The organism is Stenotrophomonas sp. Br8 (assembly GCF_014763005.1).
Classification (GTDB): domain Bacteria; phylum Pseudomonadota; class Gammaproteobacteria; order Xanthomonadales; family Xanthomonadaceae; genus Stenotrophomonas; species Stenotrophomonas lactitubi.
Genome location: NZ_JACGTN010000026.1, coordinates 104,489 through 121,484, shown reverse-complemented (window position 1 = coordinate 121,484; position 16,996 = coordinate 104,489). Strand labels below are relative to the sequence as shown.

Annotated in this window: 16 protein-coding genes; 7 read left to right on the top strand and 9 right to left on the bottom strand. The window is 66.3% G+C overall.

What is annotated here, in order from left to right; genetic code table 11:
- Positions 1–131: 131 nt before the first annotated feature.
- The 4 genes from H3005_RS20660 to H3005_RS20645 all read right to left on the bottom strand — a co-directional run bounded on the left by H3005_RS20660 (position 132) and on the right by H3005_RS20645 (position 3,811).
- The gene (locus tag H3005_RS20660) at positions 132–1,139 is read right to left on the bottom strand and encodes an aminoglycoside phosphotransferase family protein (RefSeq protein ID WP_191078947.1); all 1,008 of its coding nucleotides are present in this window, start codon (positions 1,137–1,139) and stop codon (positions 132–134) included.
- 99 nt (positions 1,140–1,238) lie between these two features.
- On the bottom strand, positions 1,239–2,273 hold the full coding sequence (locus tag H3005_RS20655; RefSeq protein WP_191078946.1) for a DUF418 domain-containing protein: 1,035 nt from the start codon (positions 2,271–2,273) through the stop codon (positions 1,239–1,241).
- Entirely contained in the window at positions 2,270–2,860 is a 591-nt protein-coding gene (locus tag H3005_RS20650) for a TetR/AcrR family transcriptional regulator (RefSeq protein WP_191078945.1), read from the bottom strand. Before H3005_RS20650 ends, H3005_RS20655 begins: the two co-directional genes overlap by 4 nt.
- Before the next feature lie 147 nt (positions 2,861–3,007).
- On the bottom strand, positions 3,008–3,811 hold the full coding sequence (locus H3005_RS20645) for an APH(3')-II family aminoglycoside O-phosphotransferase (RefSeq protein ID WP_100552361.1): 804 nt from the start codon (positions 3,809–3,811) through the stop codon (positions 3,008–3,010).
- Between the two features lie 71 nt (positions 3,812–3,882).
- Here H3005_RS20645 and H3005_RS20640 point away from each other — a divergent pair, with 71 nt between their 5' ends.
- Positions 3,883–4,599 carry an SDR family oxidoreductase gene (locus H3005_RS20640; RefSeq protein WP_100552360.1) on the top strand — a complete coding sequence of 239 codons (717 nt, stop codon included), beginning with the start codon at positions 3,883–3,885 and terminating at the stop codon, positions 4,597–4,599.
- Positions 4,600–4,698: 99 nt separating this feature from the next.
- Positions 4,699–6,639 (top strand): bifunctional diguanylate cyclase/phosphodiesterase, encoded by a 1,941-nt coding sequence (locus tag H3005_RS20635; RefSeq protein ID WP_100552359.1) that lies wholly within the window; start codon positions 4,699–4,701, stop codon positions 6,637–6,639.
- Between the two features lie 7 nt (positions 6,640–6,646).
- Here H3005_RS20635 and H3005_RS20630 read toward each other — a convergent pair whose 3' ends face one another.
- On the bottom strand, positions 6,647–7,306 hold the full coding sequence (locus H3005_RS20630) for an O-methyltransferase (RefSeq protein WP_100552358.1): 660 nt from the start codon (positions 7,304–7,306) through the stop codon (positions 6,647–6,649).
- A 103-nt stretch (positions 7,307–7,409) separates the two neighbouring features.
- Between H3005_RS20630 and H3005_RS20625 the strand changes: the two genes are divergently transcribed.
- Positions 7,410–8,042: a TetR family transcriptional regulator gene (locus tag H3005_RS20625; RefSeq protein WP_100552357.1), complete on the top strand. Its 633-nt coding sequence runs from the start codon at positions 7,410–7,412 to the stop codon at positions 8,040–8,042.
- Between the two features lie 16 nt (positions 8,043–8,058).
- Here H3005_RS20625 and H3005_RS20620 read toward each other — a convergent pair whose 3' ends face one another.
- Complete coding sequence (locus H3005_RS20620) at positions 8,059–8,670, bottom strand: TetR/AcrR family transcriptional regulator (RefSeq protein WP_100552356.1); 612 nt, start codon at positions 8,668–8,670, stop codon at positions 8,059–8,061.
- Positions 8,671–8,773: 103 nt separating this feature from the next.
- Between H3005_RS20620 and H3005_RS20615 the strand changes: the two genes are divergently transcribed.
- Positions 8,774–9,850 carry an MBL fold metallo-hydrolase gene (locus H3005_RS20615; RefSeq protein WP_100552355.1) on the top strand — a complete coding sequence of 359 codons (1,077 nt, stop codon included), beginning with the start codon at positions 8,774–8,776 and terminating at the stop codon, positions 9,848–9,850.
- A gap of 21 nt (positions 9,851–9,871) precedes the next feature.
- Here H3005_RS20615 and H3005_RS20610 read toward each other — a convergent pair whose 3' ends face one another.
- On the bottom strand, positions 9,872–10,378 hold the full coding sequence (locus H3005_RS20610; protein WP_100552354.1) for a DNA-binding protein: 507 nt from the start codon (positions 10,376–10,378) through the stop codon (positions 9,872–9,874).
- A gap of 104 nt (positions 10,379–10,482) precedes the next feature.
- A complete protein-coding gene (locus tag H3005_RS20605) occupies positions 10,483–11,262 on the bottom strand; it encodes an NAD(P)H-dependent oxidoreductase (RefSeq protein ID WP_100552353.1) in 780 nt (259 codons plus the stop codon).
- A gap of 84 nt (positions 11,263–11,346) precedes the next feature.
- Here H3005_RS20605 and H3005_RS20600 point away from each other — a divergent pair, with 84 nt between their 5' ends.
- From H3005_RS20600 to H3005_RS20590, 3 genes are all read left to right on the top strand, one after another.
- Positions 11,347–12,243, top strand: a complete 897-nt coding sequence (locus H3005_RS20600) for a LysR family transcriptional regulator (protein WP_100552352.1) — start codon at positions 11,347–11,349, stop codon at positions 12,241–12,243.
- A 114-nt stretch (positions 12,244–12,357) separates the two neighbouring features.
- Positions 12,358–15,477, top strand: coding sequence for a discoidin domain-containing protein (locus H3005_RS20595; protein ID WP_100552351.1), 3,120 nt, complete (start codon positions 12,358–12,360; stop codon positions 15,475–15,477).
- Between the two features lie 22 nt (positions 15,478–15,499).
- Positions 15,500–15,871 (top strand): Imm1 family immunity protein, encoded by a 372-nt coding sequence (locus H3005_RS20590; protein WP_191078944.1) that lies wholly within the window; start codon positions 15,500–15,502, stop codon positions 15,869–15,871.
- Between the two features lie 145 nt (positions 15,872–16,016).
- Here the strand turns inward: H3005_RS20590 and H3005_RS20585 are convergent, their stop codons facing one another.
- On the bottom strand, positions 16,017–16,991 hold the full coding sequence (locus H3005_RS20585; protein WP_099821301.1) for an ABC transporter substrate-binding protein: 975 nt from the start codon (positions 16,989–16,991) through the stop codon (positions 16,017–16,019).
- Positions 16,992–16,996: the final 5 nt, after the last annotated feature.

Genomic DNA, 16,996 nt, shown 5'->3' with positions numbered 1-16,996 from the left:
ACTTGCGCCGTCCCCCGCAACCGGACCCACCCCGCCCTCCCAAGGAATGCCCGCGGTTGCTGTTGCTTCGGCAGTTGCTGTTGCTTCGGCTTCGGCCTCTGCGGGTGCCGGGCGCAGCCCGGCCGCACCCCCTACAGCACCCGATACGCGCGCTCGGCCGCATCGAATACATTGCCCGGCGCGAACTGCTCGCCCAGATAATGCAGTGACTGCCGGTGCTGCTGCAGCGAGCGCTGCGCCGCGCCGGGGCCCAGCAGCATCTGCTCGAATTCGATCAGGTCCTGCAGGATGCGCCAGTGCCGATACCATGCGATCCAGCGCGGATCGCCGAGGTCGTCGCCATATCCCTCGGCGAAGCCCAGCGGATGCTCACGCCCCCAGCGGCCACCCACCGCAGCGCCAACAAACATCAGGTCGCGCTCGCGCGGGGCCAGCGCCAGGCCGTCCCAGTCGATCAGGTGCAGCGCGTCGTCCTGCCCCATCAGCAGATTGCCGGCGTGCAGATCGGTGTGGCACAGACAAAGTGCGGGTGCTTCGTCCTGCAACGCACGACGCAGTGCTTCAGCACGCTGGTGAAGTTCGGCGATGCGCGGCCGCTGCTGCTGCCACAGCGCCAGGAACGCATTGCCGGATCGATCCTGCGCCTGCGCCAGAGTCGAGGGATCCTGCAACCACGCACCCACCGTATCGACCGCCGCGGTTTCAAGCCGCAGCGTCGGCAATGCCTGGCGCAGCGCCGGCGGAATCTCGGCCTCATGCAGGCGCCGCAGCACCTCGCCCAGCCGGCGCCATTGCGCACGGCTCAGCGGCGCCTCGAAGCCCGACTGCCCTTCGATATAGGGGAACAACGTGAACTGCAGGCCCCAGCGCTGCACCGAGGCACCGCCGGCCAATGCCGGCCAGGGCGCCACGATCTCTTCGATGCCCAATGTGCCGCGCAGCCAATGCAGGCTGTCCCAGACCGCTGGCGCAACCTGGAAGTTGCGGCACTTCAACCACCAGTGGTCATGACGGGCGTCGATGCGGAACACGCACGCGTTGGCGTCGGCGCCCACCGGACGCGGCACCACCGCCGTCGCGTTGATGTCGTAGGACTGCTGCAGGACCTCTACGATCTGCTGCGCCGAAGCGAATGACATGGAGGCAGGCGTGCTCTGGTGACGACACCTACTATCGCAGATGGCCCTGCATCCGCACAGGCTAACGGGTCACAACATCGGTGTCCTGCGACGAAATAACTAGCCGGCGAGGCGTCGCATCACCGCTTCCAACGGACCGCGCGCGAACTGCCATGACCACAACCAGGCTGCTGCGGTAGCCAGCATCACGAACAGCAACGCGGCCATCAACACCCACGACAGGCTGGCGCTTCCATCCAGCAGACCGAGCGATTCCAGCACGCCCATGCCAATCAGGATGTGCGCCACGTACAGGCTCAGCGTCATCCGTCCGGCTGCGGTGAACGGCTCCAGCCAATCACCGGGATGCAGCCGCACCAACCACAGGCACGCGGCGATCAATGCACACGCCGCACCTGCGCCGGTCAGCAGATACGCCGGACCGGGCGGCATCGGCTGCGTCGCCAGCCATAGCTGCCACACCGTGCCGTGGCCCCATTGCTGCAACGCCTGGCCGGCGCCCATCAACAACAGACCGAGCAACAGCAGGGCGCGCTGCACCCGTGGCTGCGACAGCGGCAGCCGCGCCAGCAGCATGCCCAGCAGGAAGAAGCACAGCCACGGCAACACGGGATGGAAACCGTTGAACAGCAGGTTGCGCATCGCACCCGGCCATTGCCACAGACCTTCGTAAGCCAGCGTCTGCCAGTTCCATCCCTGGCTGTAGTCCCAGCGCAGCAGGGCCCAGAACGAGACCATCGCCAGGGCAATCATGCTGCCCAGCAGAACACGAGGCGAGGCGCGCAGCCACAGCACCGCCACCGCGAAGTACACCGCGTAGTAGTGCAGGATATCGGCGGGAAACACGGTCAGGTTGAGCAGGCCGAGTACGGCCAGGAACACTGCCCGCCGCCAGGTCTGCATGCTCGCCTGCCACCACGCTTGCCGCTGCGTAGCCAGCATCAACCCCACCCCGGCCAGCGTCACGAAGGTTGCCGAGGCCTTGCCTTCCAGCAGATGGAAAAATCCAGCAAGCACCCCGCCACCGTCTGCTTCAACGGCCATCGCCAGACGGAAGTTGACCAGCACCATGCCGGCCAGCGCGAGATAGCGTGCGAGGTCCAGCCCATGCAACCGTCGATCGTCGCTGCTCACGAACGCCCCCCAAGCAGCGCTGCCAGCAGGCCGGGATCAAGCACGTCGGCATCCGCCTCGCGCGCCTCGCCCAACCCCTGCCGCAGCGCATCGCTTTCAATCGCATCCAGCAATACCTGTGCCTGCAGCGCGGCCGCCAGTGCCGGGCGCCGGCGCTCACGCCGCGCAACCTCCTGCAGGGCCTCGGCCAGACCGCGCTGCAACTGCGCGCGGTTGCCCGCAAATGCCGCCGCCACCGCCGGATTGCGCGCGCTCTCGGCCAGCACTTCCACACTCAGCAGCGCCCATTCCGGCTGCCGGCACAGGGCATGGAAATCCTGCAGGAACACCTGCACCTGCGCACGTTCGCCATTGCAGTCCGTCAAGCGTTGCAACAGGGGCTGCAGCTCATCCTGTTCGACTTCGGCCGTGGCCAGGATCAGCGCCTCCTTGCCGGGAAAGTGGTTGTAGAGATTGCCCAGACTGACGCCGGCCGCCTGCGCGATGTCGCGCATGCTGGTCTGGTGGAAGCCTTTCACCAGAAAACACTGCAGGGCAGCCTGCAGGATCTGCGAGGCACGCTGTTCGTTGCGGTCGGTACGGTTCATGCGGCAAACAATGAACGAACGTTCGTCCTTTTAAAAGATCCACCGAGGCTATCGGCCAGTCGCCGTTCAGGCCGCTGCGCTTGACCTCAACCGCTGTTGAGGGCCGATCCTGACGCGCCATGCAACACCAGCGGACTGCGCATGCTCCTAGAAAAACTCGTCCAGCAGGCGGTAATAGGCCAGCCGATCCTCATCGGCACGGATGCCATAACGGGCAAGCAGTGGCGCGACCCAGCGGGTGTCGCCGTAGTTGTGGACCAGGCTGCGAGCGGCCAACGCCAGGTCCTGGCAACGATCAGCCACGCCCAGCCGGCCGCAATCGATGAAGCCGCTGAAGCGGCCGTCGACCGCCAGCAGATTCGGCAGGCACGCATCGCCGTGCGCTACCACCAGATCCTCATCCGCCGGACGGGTTGCCAGCAGTTCGGCATAGACCTGTTCCGCGCTCTTGCCCAGGCGCTCATCGTCGAAATCATCCGCATCGATCTGCCCCGCGGCAACGCGCGCGGCTACCGCTGGCAGGCGCGAAGCGAGGCGATGATCGAACGGGCAAGCGGCGACCGGCAGCGCATGCAGATCGCGCAGCGCATCGGCCAGCAGCACGACCACCTGGGTGGGCTGCAGCGTCGGCGACGATGCCAGGTCATGGCCGGGCAACGCGCTCATCAGCAGCCAGCGCCGCCCCCCCTCCTCCGCCGTATCCAGCACCTTGGGCGCCGGCTGTCCCTGTGCCCGCAACCAGCGCAGACGAAGGATCTCGCCATCCAGCTCGCTGAAGGCATCGATCACTTCCGATTTCAGGAACGCATCCGGCAACCCCGGGCGTCGCACCCGCGCTACATCAGCGCGCGACACGCCGATGCTCTGCATCTCGATCTCTGCATCGCGCAGCGCGCTGCACCACTGCGACGGCAAGGGCATGACACCGCCATCGCTCGATCCTGCTTCCATCTCCACCGCTCCGGCCCCGGTCACAGCCTGGATTCTCTCCGAAGCGGACACTTCACAGCAAAGGACATCGCATGAAACTCATGGTCATCGGCGCCAGCAAAGGCCTCGGCCGCGCCTTCGTGGAAGGCCTCTGCCAGCCCGGCGATACCGTCATCGGTGTGTCGCGTACACGCCCCACGCAGCTGGACTGCGGCGGGGGCGTCGACCTGCACTGGATAGAAGCAGACCTGAGCCAGCCGGCACGGGCGGCCGCCAGCATCGCAGCGCAGTCGCCGCCGGATCTCGATGTGCTCATCCACAATCTCGGCATCTGGGAGGAGACCGCATTCAGTGACGACTACGATTTCCTCAACGAAAGTGACAGCGCGCTGGCGCAGCTGGTGGACGTCAACATCACCGCCACCCTGCTGCTGCTCAAGCAGTTGCTGCCGCGCGTGCTCGGCGGACGCCGCCCGCAGCTGGTGTTGACCGGCTCAACCTCGGCGCTGCCGCGCAGTGGCCGCCCCGAGGTGGCCTTTGGCGCGTCCAAGTTCGCGCTCAACGGCGTCGCCGATGCCCTGCGCGAAGGCTTCCGCCAGCAGCGGCTGGCCGTGACGACGCTGCAGCTGGGCTACCTCAATACCGACGATGCACTGTCGGTGCCCCTGCAGCAGGCCGCCGCACGCGGCAATGGCGAGTACGTGCCGGTGCACGACGTGGTGGCGATGGTGCGCGCTCTGCTGCAGCTCTCGCCCTCCAGTTTCGTCCGTGAGCTGGTGCTGCCTGCGATCGCCGATCCGCGTTACTAACGCTCAGCACAGGCTGGCAACCCCGGTTTGGCCGCACACGCGGCCGTGGTTTACCCTGCGGCTACTGGCAGTTGGCCGCACACAGGACCGGCTATGGCTATGGATGCGCTATCAAGGGTTTCGACCCGGATCCTGGACAGCGCCCTGCCCAGCCTGCCGCTGTACCTGCTGCAGGCCACCGCAGTGATCGGCATGATCGGCGTGTTCCTGATCGCCACCCGCCGCCAAGGTCAAGCCATCGAAGGGCGCCGCGTCTACATCGGCGCGATTCTTGGCCTGATCTATCTGTTCAACTCCTGGTTCGTGGCCGGCTACGCGCAAGGCGTGGTCAAGCTCAACCTCGGCATCGACATCCTGCTGATCAGCGGCCTGCTGGGCGGCTGGCGGGGCGGCGTCACCTGCCTGCTGGCCAGCCTGCTGGCGCGCTATCAGTTCTCCGGCACCCAGTATTTCCTGCCCGCCGGCCTGGAAGCGGCGCTGCAGGTGCTTGCAGGCATCTGGCTGCGTGGGCGGATGTACCCGCATATGCTCACCCACCTCTCGCTGCGGTTGATCCTGCAGGCCTGGGGGGTGCGCATTGCGGTGACCCTGCTTGGCCTGGCGCTGGGCGTGGCGATCATCGGCAGCGCGCAGCTGCCCTTGCTGGAGCTGGCCACCCAGCGGGTGCTGGCCCTGCCGGTGTCGCTGCTGGTGCTGGCGGCGGTATTCGCACTGGTCTACAACGACGCGCAGATCGATGCCCAGCGCCAACGTGAACATGCCTGGATGCGCATCGATCCGATCAGTGGCCTACCCAACCTGCGCGCCCTCGACGAGCGTCTGCAACGCCACTGGCGCAGCAGCGAAGACCGTGGCAACGCGTGCCTGATCGTGACCGAGATGGGCAACCTGCAGGATCTGCTGCTGCGCTATGGCTCCCTGAATGACAGCGGCCTGTGGAACCCACACACTGCCGAAGCCGTGCGCCGTACCCTGCTGCATGCAAGGCCGGCCGGCACGATGGAGGTCTATCAGTTCGGAGACAACGCGCTGGCGATCCTGCTGTTCGACGCAAGCCTTGCCGATCTCCGCGCGGATGCCGAGCTGCCTGCGTTGGCCGACCGCCTGTCCACGGTGATCGGCGATGACTGGCCGGGCTTCCGCCCGGTGTTCCGCTGTGCGGTGGTCGAGCTGACCCCACCCATGCACGACGACAACTCCATCCCGTTCCGCGCCGTCACCCTGGCCTTGAACACGATCGAATCCGGCGTGGTGTTCTTCGACGATCCCATCCAGCGCGACAGCGAGGTGGATGCACTGATCGAGACCGCGCTTGACCACTGGCTGCGGCACGCCGATGCACCGCTGTATTACCAGCCCAAGTTCCGCCTGCATGACCGCCACCTGGTCGGCGCCGAAGCGCTGTTGCGAATGCGCGATGGCGATGGTCACCTGATTGCGCCGATGCGGGTGGTTTCACTGCTGCGCCGCCGCGGCCGTCTGGCCGAACTGGAATGGGCCACGCTGCAGGCGGCCACCGCCTTCCTTGGCCACTGCCGGGATGACGGGCACACGCTGACGATCGCGGTAAACGTGTCCGCCGAATCGCTGCGCCAACCCGGCTTCGGCGTGCGGCTGTGCACCTTGCTGGAGCAGCAACGCATACCCGGCGCAATGTTGCGGCTGGAGATCGTCGAGTGGACCGAGATCGTCGAGCGCGACGTCGTCGACGCCAACGTCGTGGTTCTATTGGCCGCCGGCATGAGCCTGTCACTGGACGATTTCGGCGCCGGCTACTCGACGCTGATCCTGCTGTCGCAGCTGTCGGTGGCCGAGGTCAAGATCGAACGGGCGCTGATCGCCACGTTGGCCGATGCCAAGTCGCAGTCCATCGTCCGTTTCATCGTGGAGGTGGCGCACCGCTGCGGTGCCATCGTCGTCGCTGAAGGCACCGAAACCACGGCACAGGAACAACTGCTGCGTGCGCTGGGAGTGGATGTCGGCCAGGGCTATCTGTATGCACACGCCCTGCCGCCGGAACAGTTCCGGCAGCTGGCATGAGCGTCTTTCAGGCGAGGCGCATCGACAGTTCGACATCCTCGGCGAACGGGACCGACAGATAGCCGGCGCTGCCCGAGCGCATGCGCTGCTGGTAGCGCGGGCTGTCGTCAGCATTGTCGGCCACCACCAGCGCGCCCGGGCGCAGGCGCTCCTGCAGCAGGTCCAGCACATCGTCGTACAGCACCTTGGCGCCATCGAGCAGCACCAGATCGATGGTATCGGGCAGGTCCACTGCCAGCGTCTCCAGTGCATCGCCTACGCGGATCTCCACCAGGTCGTCCAGGCCTGCTTCACGCAGGTGGCCGGCGGCACGGCGCGCCTTCTCCGGCTCGAATTCGGTGGTGATCAGGCGACCGCCGCCGTTGTCACGCAACGCAGCGGCCAGATGGATGCTGGAGATGCCGAACGACGTACCGAACTCGACGATGGTACGGGCACCGCTGCTGCGCGCCAGCAGGTACAGCAGGCTGCCGGTTTCCGGCGACACCGGCAGCCACAGGTCCTTCAGCAGCTCGCCGTACAGGCGCCGGTATTCGGTACGGCTGCCGAGCAGTCGCTGCCGCTCTTCGGCGGAAACAGCGGTCAAGGCCGGGCTGAGCGCGCTGTCGGCTTCGGTGAACAGGCGCGCCAGGAGGGGCGCAACCGGGGTGGAGATCAGGGTGGACATGGGCGGAGGTTCCTCTCGGTGGCGGAGTTAGAATGCGAATGATTCGTCGCAATCAAGAATACGGACGATCCCCCGTTCCGCCTATTCGCATTGGAAAACCGCCATGTCCGAGCGCCGCCCGCCGCAGATTTCCTCGAGAAAACAGCCTCGCCAGTCACGATCGAACGACCTGGTCGCGGCCATCCTCGAAGCCGCTGCTCAGGTTTTGAAGCATGAAGGCGCCCCTCGGTTCACCACCGCGCGGGTGGCCGAACGCGCCGGCGTCAGCGTCGGTTCGCTGTACCAGTACTTTCCCAACAAGGCAGCAATCCTGTTCCGTCTGCAGCGCGATGAGTGGCAGCAGACCGGCGCGATGCTGCGCGACATCCTGCAGGACACACGGCAACCGCACCTGCAGCGCCTGCGCACGTTGGTGCATGCCTTCATCGTGTCGGAATGCGAGGAAGCGCAGACCCGTGGCGCGTTGAACGATGCCGCGCCGCTGTACCGCGATGCGCCGGAAGCGCAGGAAGCACGCAGCGAGTCCGACGATGCGATGCTCGCGTTCATGGCCGAAGTGCTGCCGCAGGCCTCGGTGGGCACGCGCCAGCTGGCGGTCGATCTGATCGACACCACGCTGGGTGCCACCGGCCGCGAATTCTCCAGTGAACCGCGCACCGCAGCGCAGATGCGCACTTATGCCGATGCGGTGGCCGACATGTTCTGCGCTTACCTCAGGCATCTGGGCGCGCACTGATCGCGCAGGCCGGGCTCTACACCGCGTAGAAGCCGAGGAACATGGCCACCGCCGACTCGGCCACGCGCGTACGTTCGGCTGGTGCCAGCGGCGCCTGGCCCATCGTCACCTGCGGCCAGAACGCGAAGCTCTTCACCAGGCCCTGCAGCTGATGGCCGGCGAACTCCGGATCGACCTCGCGCAGCCGCCCATCGGCAATCGCCGCACGGATCCACGCGCTGACGCCACTCTCCTTCTCGCCCATGCGGCAGACGATCGCCTGCGCACGCTCCGGCGAATGGATGATCTCGGCCATCGCCACCCGCGCCAGATCAATGAAGTTGGCATCGCCCAGCAGGTCCAGTTTCTGCCGCAGCAGCTGCAGCAGCTGCACCTCCAGCGGCTGGTCGGCACGGTACGGCAACTCGACGCTGGCCACGCTGCTGTGCCACAGCTCTTCCAGGATCAGCGCGAACAGTTCTTCCTTGCTCGGGAAGTGGTTGTAGACGGTGCGCTTGGAGACGCCAGCCACCGCCGCGATGCGATCCATGCTGGTCGCCTCGTAGCCGGCCGACCGGAACTCCTCCACCGCCGCGCGGACGATGGCCTCGCGTTTGCGGTCGGTAAGGCGTTGCGGGGAACGGGACATGGCGGGACCAGATAGCTGAACGAACGCACCCATTTTACACCCGCCAGTGTACTTTCCGGAAATCGGAAACTACACTGTGCAGTGTACCCTGCGGACGTCACCCATGAAGCGCCTGCTCCTTGTCCTCCTGCTCGGAATCCTCGCCGTGACCACCTATACCTTCTGCAAATCCTGGTCCCTCCCCGACTTCCCCGATTCGCCGCAGTACCGCGAAGGCAAGTTCCGCAACGCCCTGCCGAAGCCGGCAATGGGCCTGCGCGATGGCCTGGAGATCTGGTGGACCTTCCTGTTCAACAAGCCCAAGGGCACCGTGCCCAACCACCCCATTCCGGTGCAGACGCTGGACCGCGCCACGCTGGACGCAGCGCCTGACCGCAGCCTGTTCCGGCTCGGCCATTCGACGATCCTGCTGAAGCTGCGCGGCCAGTACTGGCTGACCGATCCGGTGTTCTCCGAACGCGCCTCACCGGTGCAATGGATGGGACCGGCGCGCTTCCATGCACCGCCGATCAGCATCGACGAACTGCCGCCGATTGCCGGCGTGATCCTCTCGCACAACCACTACGACCACCTAGACCACGCGGCCGTGATGAAGCTGGCCGGCAAGACCGCGCGCTTCATCGCGCCGCTGGGTGTAGGCGACCAGCTGATTGCCTGGGGCGTGGATGCGGCCAAGGTCGAACAGCTGGACTGGTGGCAGTCCACCGAAGCCGCTGGCCTGCGCCTGACCGCCACGCCCGGCCAGCATTTCTCCGGCCGCGGCCTGGGTGACAGCGATCGCAGCCTGTGGGCCTCGTGGGTGATCCAGGACGGCGACTTCCGCATCTTCTTCAGCGGCGATACCGGCTACTTCGATGGCTTCAAGGCCATCGGCGAGAAGTACGGCCCGTTCGACCTGACGATGATCGAAACCGGCGCCTACGATCAGCGCTGGGCGTTCGTGCACATGCAGCCCGAACAGACCCTGCAGGCGCACCTGGACCTGCGCGGCAAGTGGCTGCTGCCGATCCACAACGGCACCTTCGACCTGGCCCTGCACGAATGGCAGCAGCCGTTCGAACGCATCAGCGCATTGGCTGCGGCGAAGAACGTGCCGGTGGCCACGCCGATGATGGGCGAGGCACTGGACATGCAGGCACCGACCGCGGGAACGCGCTGGTGGGAGCGGGTGGAACTGTAATGGCCTGTCGCGCAGCGACCCTCAGCCGGGATGGCTAACCAGCCGTTCCTGCTCCTTCGCCACATTGATCTGAAGCGCCGCAGCAGCGAGCTCCGCCAGCTCGCTGCTGACCTTCTGGCTGCCGCGCGCCTGCATCCACGAAAGAATATCGGCCAGGTGCCAGATCGACGCGCTGCCTTCGTGCACCGGTGCCGGAAACGTCTGCGGGTGCGCGAGCAGCAACTTGCGCATGTTCTGCCGTGACATGCCCAGCAGATCAGCGAAATCCGTCAGCCCTACCAGATCGGGACTGACTTCGATCAGCTCTGCATCGGGTACGGCACGCTGGACGTCTGCCAGCGCGGAGCGCATCGCCTCAGCGGCACTGCTCGCCTCACGACAGAATTCCAGCGCCAGCCTCGCCACGCTCCCTATGCCCGGCAGTGCATCTCCACATCCAGCATCGAGCAGGCGCCGCTCGAGGACACCTTGATCAATCGAGGTATCAGGCAAGTGGTATCTGAGGGTGAAGTTGAATTCCGTCTTCAATGGACCTGCGTATCCTTGAGTTCACTGAGGGCGGCTACAGCGAGCGCCGCTGGACTGCCTAACCTACAGAATCTCCGTCGCGTTTCCAGAGGCGAATGCGCCACTCACGGTTCGAGGTGAACTCGCAACCCTGCCTCTCCCTCAGCCAACTCCGGCCGCAGCTCCAGCGACGGGATCAGGTAATCACCGCCGTTCTGCCGCCGGTAGGCAATCACCGGATCGCTCGCCAGCCCATCCAGCCGCGCACCCAGACCCTCCAGCACGGCAGGCAGCGACGCGTCATCGATACGACTGCTGCGGTAGATCACATGCGCGGGCAGCACGTCAAAGCCGGGATAGAACAGGATGCCGTGCTGGATCGGGAACAGCACATCGTCGATCGGCCCATTGATGCCGCGCGGACCGTAGTGCGACTCCCAGCCGCCGGTGGTCACCACCAGCATCGCGCGCTTGCCGGACATCGCGCCCTCGCCATAGCGGTCGCCCCAGTGCCGATCGGAATGCTCGCCGACGCCATACGCAAAACCATAGGCGTACACGCGGTCCACCCACCCCTTGAGGATGGCCGGCATCGAGAACCACCACAGCGGAAACTGCAGGATCACCGCGTCGGCCCAGCGCAGTTTTTCCTGTTCGGCAGCGATGTCTGCACTCTGACGGCCGGTCTTGAAGGCTTCGCGAGAATCCAGTGAAGCGTGGAACGGCAGCGAAGGATCCCGCCCGATGTGATCGTCGGCGTCGATCTGCGCCTTCCATTGCATGGCATGCAGATCGGACACCTGCACGGTGTGGCCGGCACGTTGCAGGCGCTCGACCGTGAAGGCCTTCAGGGTGCCGTTGAGCGAAGTGGGTTCGGGGTGGGCGTAGACAAGCAGAACGTTCATGGTGGCACCAAGGAGGGGATGCCGGCCACGTTAGGCGTCGCCGCGCTATAGTTGAAATGAATTCCTGCAATCCCCGGCATTGCCATGGACAATACCCTGCGTCGTATCGACCTCAACCTGCTGGTGACCCTGCAGGCCTTGCTGGAAGAGCAGAACGTCACCCGCGCCGCCGAGCGCCTGCATCTGGCCCAGCCCACCGTCAGCGTGCAGCTGGCGCGCCTGCGAGACCTGTTCGATGATCCACTGCTGCTGCCGGGGCCACGCGGCATGCGTGCCACCGCGCGGGCCGATGCGCTGCGCGAGCCGTTGGCCGAGGCACTGGCCGCAGTGCAGCGCGCGGTCGCGCCGGTACAGGCGTTCGATCCTGCCCAGGCCACGCAGACATGGCGGATCATGGCGTCGGACTTCGGCGAAACCACGATCGTCCTGCCGGCGATGGCCGACCTGCGCCAGCGTGCACCCGGCACCCGCATTGCGGTCGTCAGCCTGGCACCAGCCCAGATGGTGGCGCAGAGCGAACGCGGCGAGATCGATCTCGCGCTCCACATCACCTCCGACGCGCCTCCCTCGCTGCATCATCGCCCGCTGTTCCAGGAGCGCTACGTACTGGCCGGGCGCCGCGATCATCCACGACTCAAGCGGCGGCCGACGCTGAAGCAGTTCTGCGCACTGGACCATGTGATCGTGTCACCGGATGGCGGCGGCTTCCATGGCGGCACCGACAGCGCGTTGGCGCATGCCGGCGCGCGTCGCAACGTGGTGCTGTCGGTGCCGCACTTCCTGTTCCTGCGCAGCGTGCTGCTGCGCACGGATCTGGTGGCGATGATGCCGTCGCGCCTGGTCGCGCAGGATCCGGCCTTGAAGGCGGTTGAAGCACCCCTCGATGTGCCGGGGTTCGAGATGGTGATGCTCTGGCATGAGCGCGTGCATCGCGATCCGGCGCATCGCTGGTTGCGCGAGCGGATCTGTGCGCATTCATGAAACGTCGGGCTGGAGCATGTCCGGGAAATATTGCGACGCGTCATGTAACCGGTTACATCCCTTGCTAGCGTAGGCCCGCCCGTTCCCGGGCCCTGCTGATGTGAGGCCTTCGCAATGACGTTGTGCGCCGACCGCTGGACCGCTCCCTGCCCGCCGAACCGGCGCCTTGCCCTGGCCCTGCTGCTGCCGACCCTCGCACTGGCTGCAGCCGTAAGCGCACAGAACCTGCCACCTCGTGCGCAATGGCAGGCCAGCGCGTCATCGCAGCAGGTTCCGGCGATGGCGATCAGCCACCTGATCGACAACGATCCGAAGACGGTGACCGGTGGCGCGTTCAGTCCCGGCCACTGGTTCCAGATCGATCTCGGCAAACCGGCAATGCTGGCCGGTACCCGCCTCACCTGGGACGTTTCCAACCCCGAAGGCTATTCACTGCAGACCTCCCTCGATGGCAAGCAGTGGCAGACCGCCTACGTCATGGCCGATTCACTGGGCGGTATCGAGACCCTGTACTTTGCACCGCGCCAGGCCCGCTACCTGCGCCTGGCCAGCCCGCAGCGCACCTCCGACTGGGGCGTCTCCATCTTCGAAATGGAACCGCTCGACACCGCGCTCACTGCACGGATAACCGGGCTGGATGCCGCCCAGTCTGCTGCGTTGTGGCAGGGCGGCGGCTCGGTTGCCATCCCCGCTGGCAAGGGCGGCATCCACATGCTCGACATCACCCTGCCCCGTGCGCAGCCGAGCACCGGGCTGGCGGTGGACTGGGCCAACGTGCACGGCGCTGCACGCCTGCAGGCACAGGATGCGAAGGGCCACTGGCACGAACTGGCGCGCGATGCGCAGGCAGCGAGCCGGCAGCAGAGTTGGCTGGCGGCCGACGCCCCGCTCGATCTGCAGGCGCTGCGGCTGACCGTGGAAGGCGATGCACCGCAGATCAAGCGCCTCCGCCTGCTCGGCCCGAAGGCGGTGATGACGCCGATGAAGCGCTACCAGATCGCCGCCAGCGGCGCGCAGCGCGCCTTGTTCCCCGCGTCGCTGCACATGCAGCAGACCTACTGGACCGCGGTGGGTGTGCACGCGGGCCGGCAGAAATCGATCTTCGACGAGTACGGCAACATCGAGGCCTACAAGGGTGCGCCGCTGGTGCAGCCGATCTGGCGCAGTGCCGATGGCCGCGCGGCGGGTGCCGCCGAACACCCCGTGCAGCACGCCCTTCGCGATGGCTGGAAGCCGATGCCATCGGCCACCTGGTCGCCGCAACCGGGGCTGGAACTACGCAGCGAAGCCTTCGCCATCGAGCGCGACGGGCAACCGGTCACCTTCGTGCGCCATCGCCTGCGCAACACCGGCAGCACGGCGATCGAAGGCACGCTGACCCTCGCAGTGCGACCGATGCAGATGAACCCGCCGTGGCAGAACGGCGGGCTGTCGCCGATCCGCGAGGTGGCCGTTGCAGGCAACGCCGTGCGCGTCAATGGCCGCACGCTGCTGCAGTCACTCACTGCGGTGGATGCCGCCGGCGCCGCGCCCTTCGGCAACGAAGGCGACACCGAGATCACGTCGGCCATCGCCAGCGGGCAACTGCCTGCCGCACAGCAGGCAAGCGACGGCGCAGGCCTGGCAGCGGCGGCGTTGAGCTATCGCGTCAGCCTGGCCCCCGGTGCCAGCGATGCGGTGGTGGTGGCCTTCCCACTTGGCACCGCCACCGCCGATGCCAATGGCGTGCTGCCGCAAGCACCGACCCTCGACCTCACATCGTTGCCGCGCGATGGCGACAAGGCCTTCGACACGCTGGCCAGCCGTGCCTCCGCCGATTGGCAGGCACGCCTGGGCCAGGTCGGCCTGCGCCTGCCCGATCCGTCGCTGGTGGACATGCTGCGCGCGCAGGCCGCGTACATGCTGATCAACCAGACCGGCCCGGCGATGCAGCCCGGCCCACGCAACTACAACCGTTCCTTCATCCGCGACGGCATGGCCACCTCGGCCGTGCTGCTGCGCATGGGCGAAGCCAAGGTCGCGCGCGACTACCTGGCCTGGTACAGCGAACATGGCGTGCACGGCAACGGCCTGGTGTCGCCCATCCTCAACGACGATGGCAGCGTCAATACCGGCTTCGGCTCGGACATCGAGTACGACAGCCAAGGCCAGTACGTCACCCTGGTGGCCGACGTCGCACGGCTGGATGGCGGGCCCGAAAGCGTACGTGCCTATCTGCCCAAGGTGAAGGCCGCGCTGCGCTTCCTGCAGGAACTGCGCGAACGCACGCTGGTGCCGGGTTACATGGCCGACCAGCCTGCACCGGAGCGCTTCGCCGGCATTCTTGCGCCGTCGATCAGCCACGAGGGCTACCCCTCGCCCACCCACAGCTACTGGGACGACTACTGGGGTCTGAAGGGCTGGCATGACGGCGCGTGGCTGGCCGAGTCACTGGGCGACCACGAAACCGCGAAGTGGGCGCGCGAACAGTACAAGGCGTTGTATGACGCACTGCATGCGTCGATCCGCGCAACCATGGCATGGAAGGGCATCGACTTCATTCCATCATCGGCCGACCTGGGCGACGGCGACCCGACCGGTGTGTCGATCGCACTCGACCCGACCGGTGCGCAGAGCGTGCTGCCCGCCGAGGCCCTGCGCACCACCTTCGCCCGCTACCTGGACGATGTGCGCAAGCGCAACCAGCCCGGTGCGCTGTATGCCTACACGCCGTATGAAATCCGCAACGTGCTGAGCTACGTGCACCTGGGCCAGCCTGAAGCGGCCGATGAGCTGCTGCAGGGCCTGCTGCACGATCGCAGACCGCTGGAATGGCAGGTTCTGGCCGAGGTCGTGCATTCGCGGCTGCGTTTCCCACGCTACCTGGGCGACATGCCGCACACCTGGATCGGCGCCGAATACGGCCGCACCCTGTTCGGCATGCTGATGCGCGAGGACGATGATGCGCTGTCGCTGCTGCCGGGCACGCCGCCTTCCTGGGTGGCCGGTGAAGGCCTGGCCGTGGACCGCCTGCCCACTGCCTATGGCACCCTGCAGATGCAGGCGCGCCAACGCGATGGAACGCTGCAGGTCTCGCTCGGCAAGGGACTGCGCAAGGGCAGCCCGGTACGTGTGTGGTGGCCGAGCCGCACCCTGCCGAAGGACGTGCGCGTCGATGGGCGATCGGTACAGAACTTCGACAAGGACGGGGTGCTGCTCGATGGCCCGTTCCGTATGCTTGAGGCACGCTGGTAATGACGCCCCTGCAGGAACCGAAGTGATCGAACTTCTACTCAATGGCGGCCCGGTTGCCGCCACGACCGACGAACAGCTGGCCAGCGCACTGGCGCTGGCCGCATCGATGCCCCAGTTCGAGCTGTGGGCATCGGTGCCCGATGGGCCAACGCTGTGCATGCTGCGCAATGCGGAACACGCGTGGCTGATGTACCTGCACGAGCCGGGCGACGGCGGCTTCCATTCCTGCGGAAACGAACATCGCGCCGGCAACGCCTATTTCCGGCTCGACAACGGCCAGGTGGATGGATATCCGCTGGCATGGTGCATCGACGTCGAAGCGTGCTTTGCCGCGATCAGTTTCTTTCACGGCAATGCAGGCGCCCGTCCGGAACACATTGATTGGCAGTCCTGACCCCGGTAGAGGCCGACCTTGGTCGGCATGCCCCGCCTCGCATTCCGGTGGGTGCCAACCGTTGGTTGGCACGCCCTCCGGTAGAGGCCGACCTTGGTCGGCATGCCTTCCGTCGAGCAAGCTCGACGCCTACCAAGCGGCATCGCTAGAACCCCGGCAGCCCCGGCGGATTGGTCTGCGACTGCGGCACCGCTTCTTCGGCCACGTTCCAGCGTGCCAACACCTTCGCGTAGGTACCGCTGCTGATCTGCGTGTTCAGGGCCTGGGTCACTGCATCGGCCAGACCGCTGCCCTTGCGGGTGGTCACCGAGATCGCCGCCGCATCCGGCCAGCCGCCCGGGAACAGGCCGACCCGGCGCACCTTGCCATCGCGTGCCGAATAGGCACCGGTGGCATTCGGCTCGAACGATACATCCGCGCGACCGGTGATCACCGCCAGCCGCCCGATCACTGCGTCATCGAAGTACTGGTACTCCACCGGTTTCAGGCCCGCGGCGATGTTCTGCTTGTCCCATTGGCGCAGGATCTGGTCCTGGTTGGTGCTGGCGCCCACAACCACTTTCAGCCCGGCCACGTCGGCGGGCGTGGCGATCTTCTGGATCGGTCCATCGGTGCGGGTGTAGATGCCCAGCAGGTCGAAACGGTAGCTGGAGAAATCGAACTTCTTCTTGCGCTCTTCGGTGACCGTCACGTTCGACAGCACCGCATCGTACTTGCCCGATTCCAGCCCCAGCGGCCAGTCGGCCCAGGCCACCGGCACCACCACCAGCTTCAGGCCGAGGCCGTCTGCGATCAATCGTGCGATATCGGGCTCCACGCCCACCACTTCCTTGCTGTCGGCACCGTAGTCGGCCAACGGCAGCTGGCCGGGATGGGTGGCGATGGTGAAGGCACCCGGGGTGACGAAACGGTAGCCGGCCGGAATCAGTGCCTGCGCCTTCGGATCGGGCGTGCCCTTCAGTATCTCCGCGTTGCTGGCTGCCAGCGATGTCGCCGCAACAGGCACGCCATCGGGGCCCTGGCGTACGCGTGAGTAGACGATGCCGGCGATGCCGATGACCAGCACACCGACGATCAACAGGGTGCTGCGTGCGGGACGTCGCTGCGATGCTGGGCTCATGGGGT

What these genes read in the sequence shown, in the direction of transcription:
- H3005_RS20630 (WP_100552358.1), bottom strand. Translation starts at nt 7,306, where the DNA reads ATGTCCACCCTGATCTCCACCCCGGTTGCGCCCCTCCTGGCGCGCCTG.
- H3005_RS20600 (WP_100552352.1), top strand. Translation starts at nt 11,347, where the DNA reads ATGGACAATACCCTGCGTCGTATCGACCTCAACCTGCTGGTGACCCTG.
- H3005_RS20645 (WP_100552361.1), bottom strand. Translation starts at nt 3,811, where the DNA reads ATGGAAGCAGGATCGAGCGATGGCGGTGTCATGCCCTTGCCGTCGCAG.
- H3005_RS20615 (WP_100552355.1), top strand. Translation starts at nt 8,774, where the DNA reads ATGAAGCGCCTGCTCCTTGTCCTCCTGCTCGGAATCCTCGCCGTGACC.
- H3005_RS20660 (WP_191078947.1), bottom strand. Translation starts at nt 1,139, where the DNA reads ATGTCATTCGCTTCGGCGCAGCAGATCGTAGAGGTCCTGCAGCAGTCC.
- H3005_RS20650 (WP_191078945.1), bottom strand. Translation starts at nt 2,860, where the DNA reads ATGAACCGTACCGACCGCAACGAACAGCGTGCCTCGCAGATCCTGCAG.
- H3005_RS20620 (WP_100552356.1), bottom strand. Translation starts at nt 8,670, where the DNA reads ATGTCCCGTTCCCCGCAACGCCTTACCGACCGCAAACGCGAGGCCATC.
- H3005_RS20605 (WP_100552353.1), bottom strand. Translation starts at nt 11,262, where the DNA reads ATGAACGTTCTGCTTGTCTACGCCCACCCCGAACCCACTTCGCTCAAC.
- H3005_RS20640 (WP_100552360.1), top strand. Translation starts at nt 3,883, where the DNA reads ATGAAACTCATGGTCATCGGCGCCAGCAAAGGCCTCGGCCGCGCCTTC.
- H3005_RS20635 (WP_100552359.1), top strand. Translation starts at nt 4,699, where the DNA reads ATGGATGCGCTATCAAGGGTTTCGACCCGGATCCTGGACAGCGCCCTG.
- H3005_RS20625 (WP_100552357.1), top strand. Translation starts at nt 7,410, where the DNA reads ATGTCCGAGCGCCGCCCGCCGCAGATTTCCTCGAGAAAACAGCCTCGC.
- H3005_RS20585 (WP_099821301.1), bottom strand. Translation starts at nt 16,991, where the DNA reads ATGAGCCCAGCATCGCAGCGACGTCCCGCACGCAGCACCCTGTTGATC.
- H3005_RS20595 (WP_100552351.1), top strand. Translation starts at nt 12,358, where the DNA reads ATGACGTTGTGCGCCGACCGCTGGACCGCTCCCTGCCCGCCGAACCGG.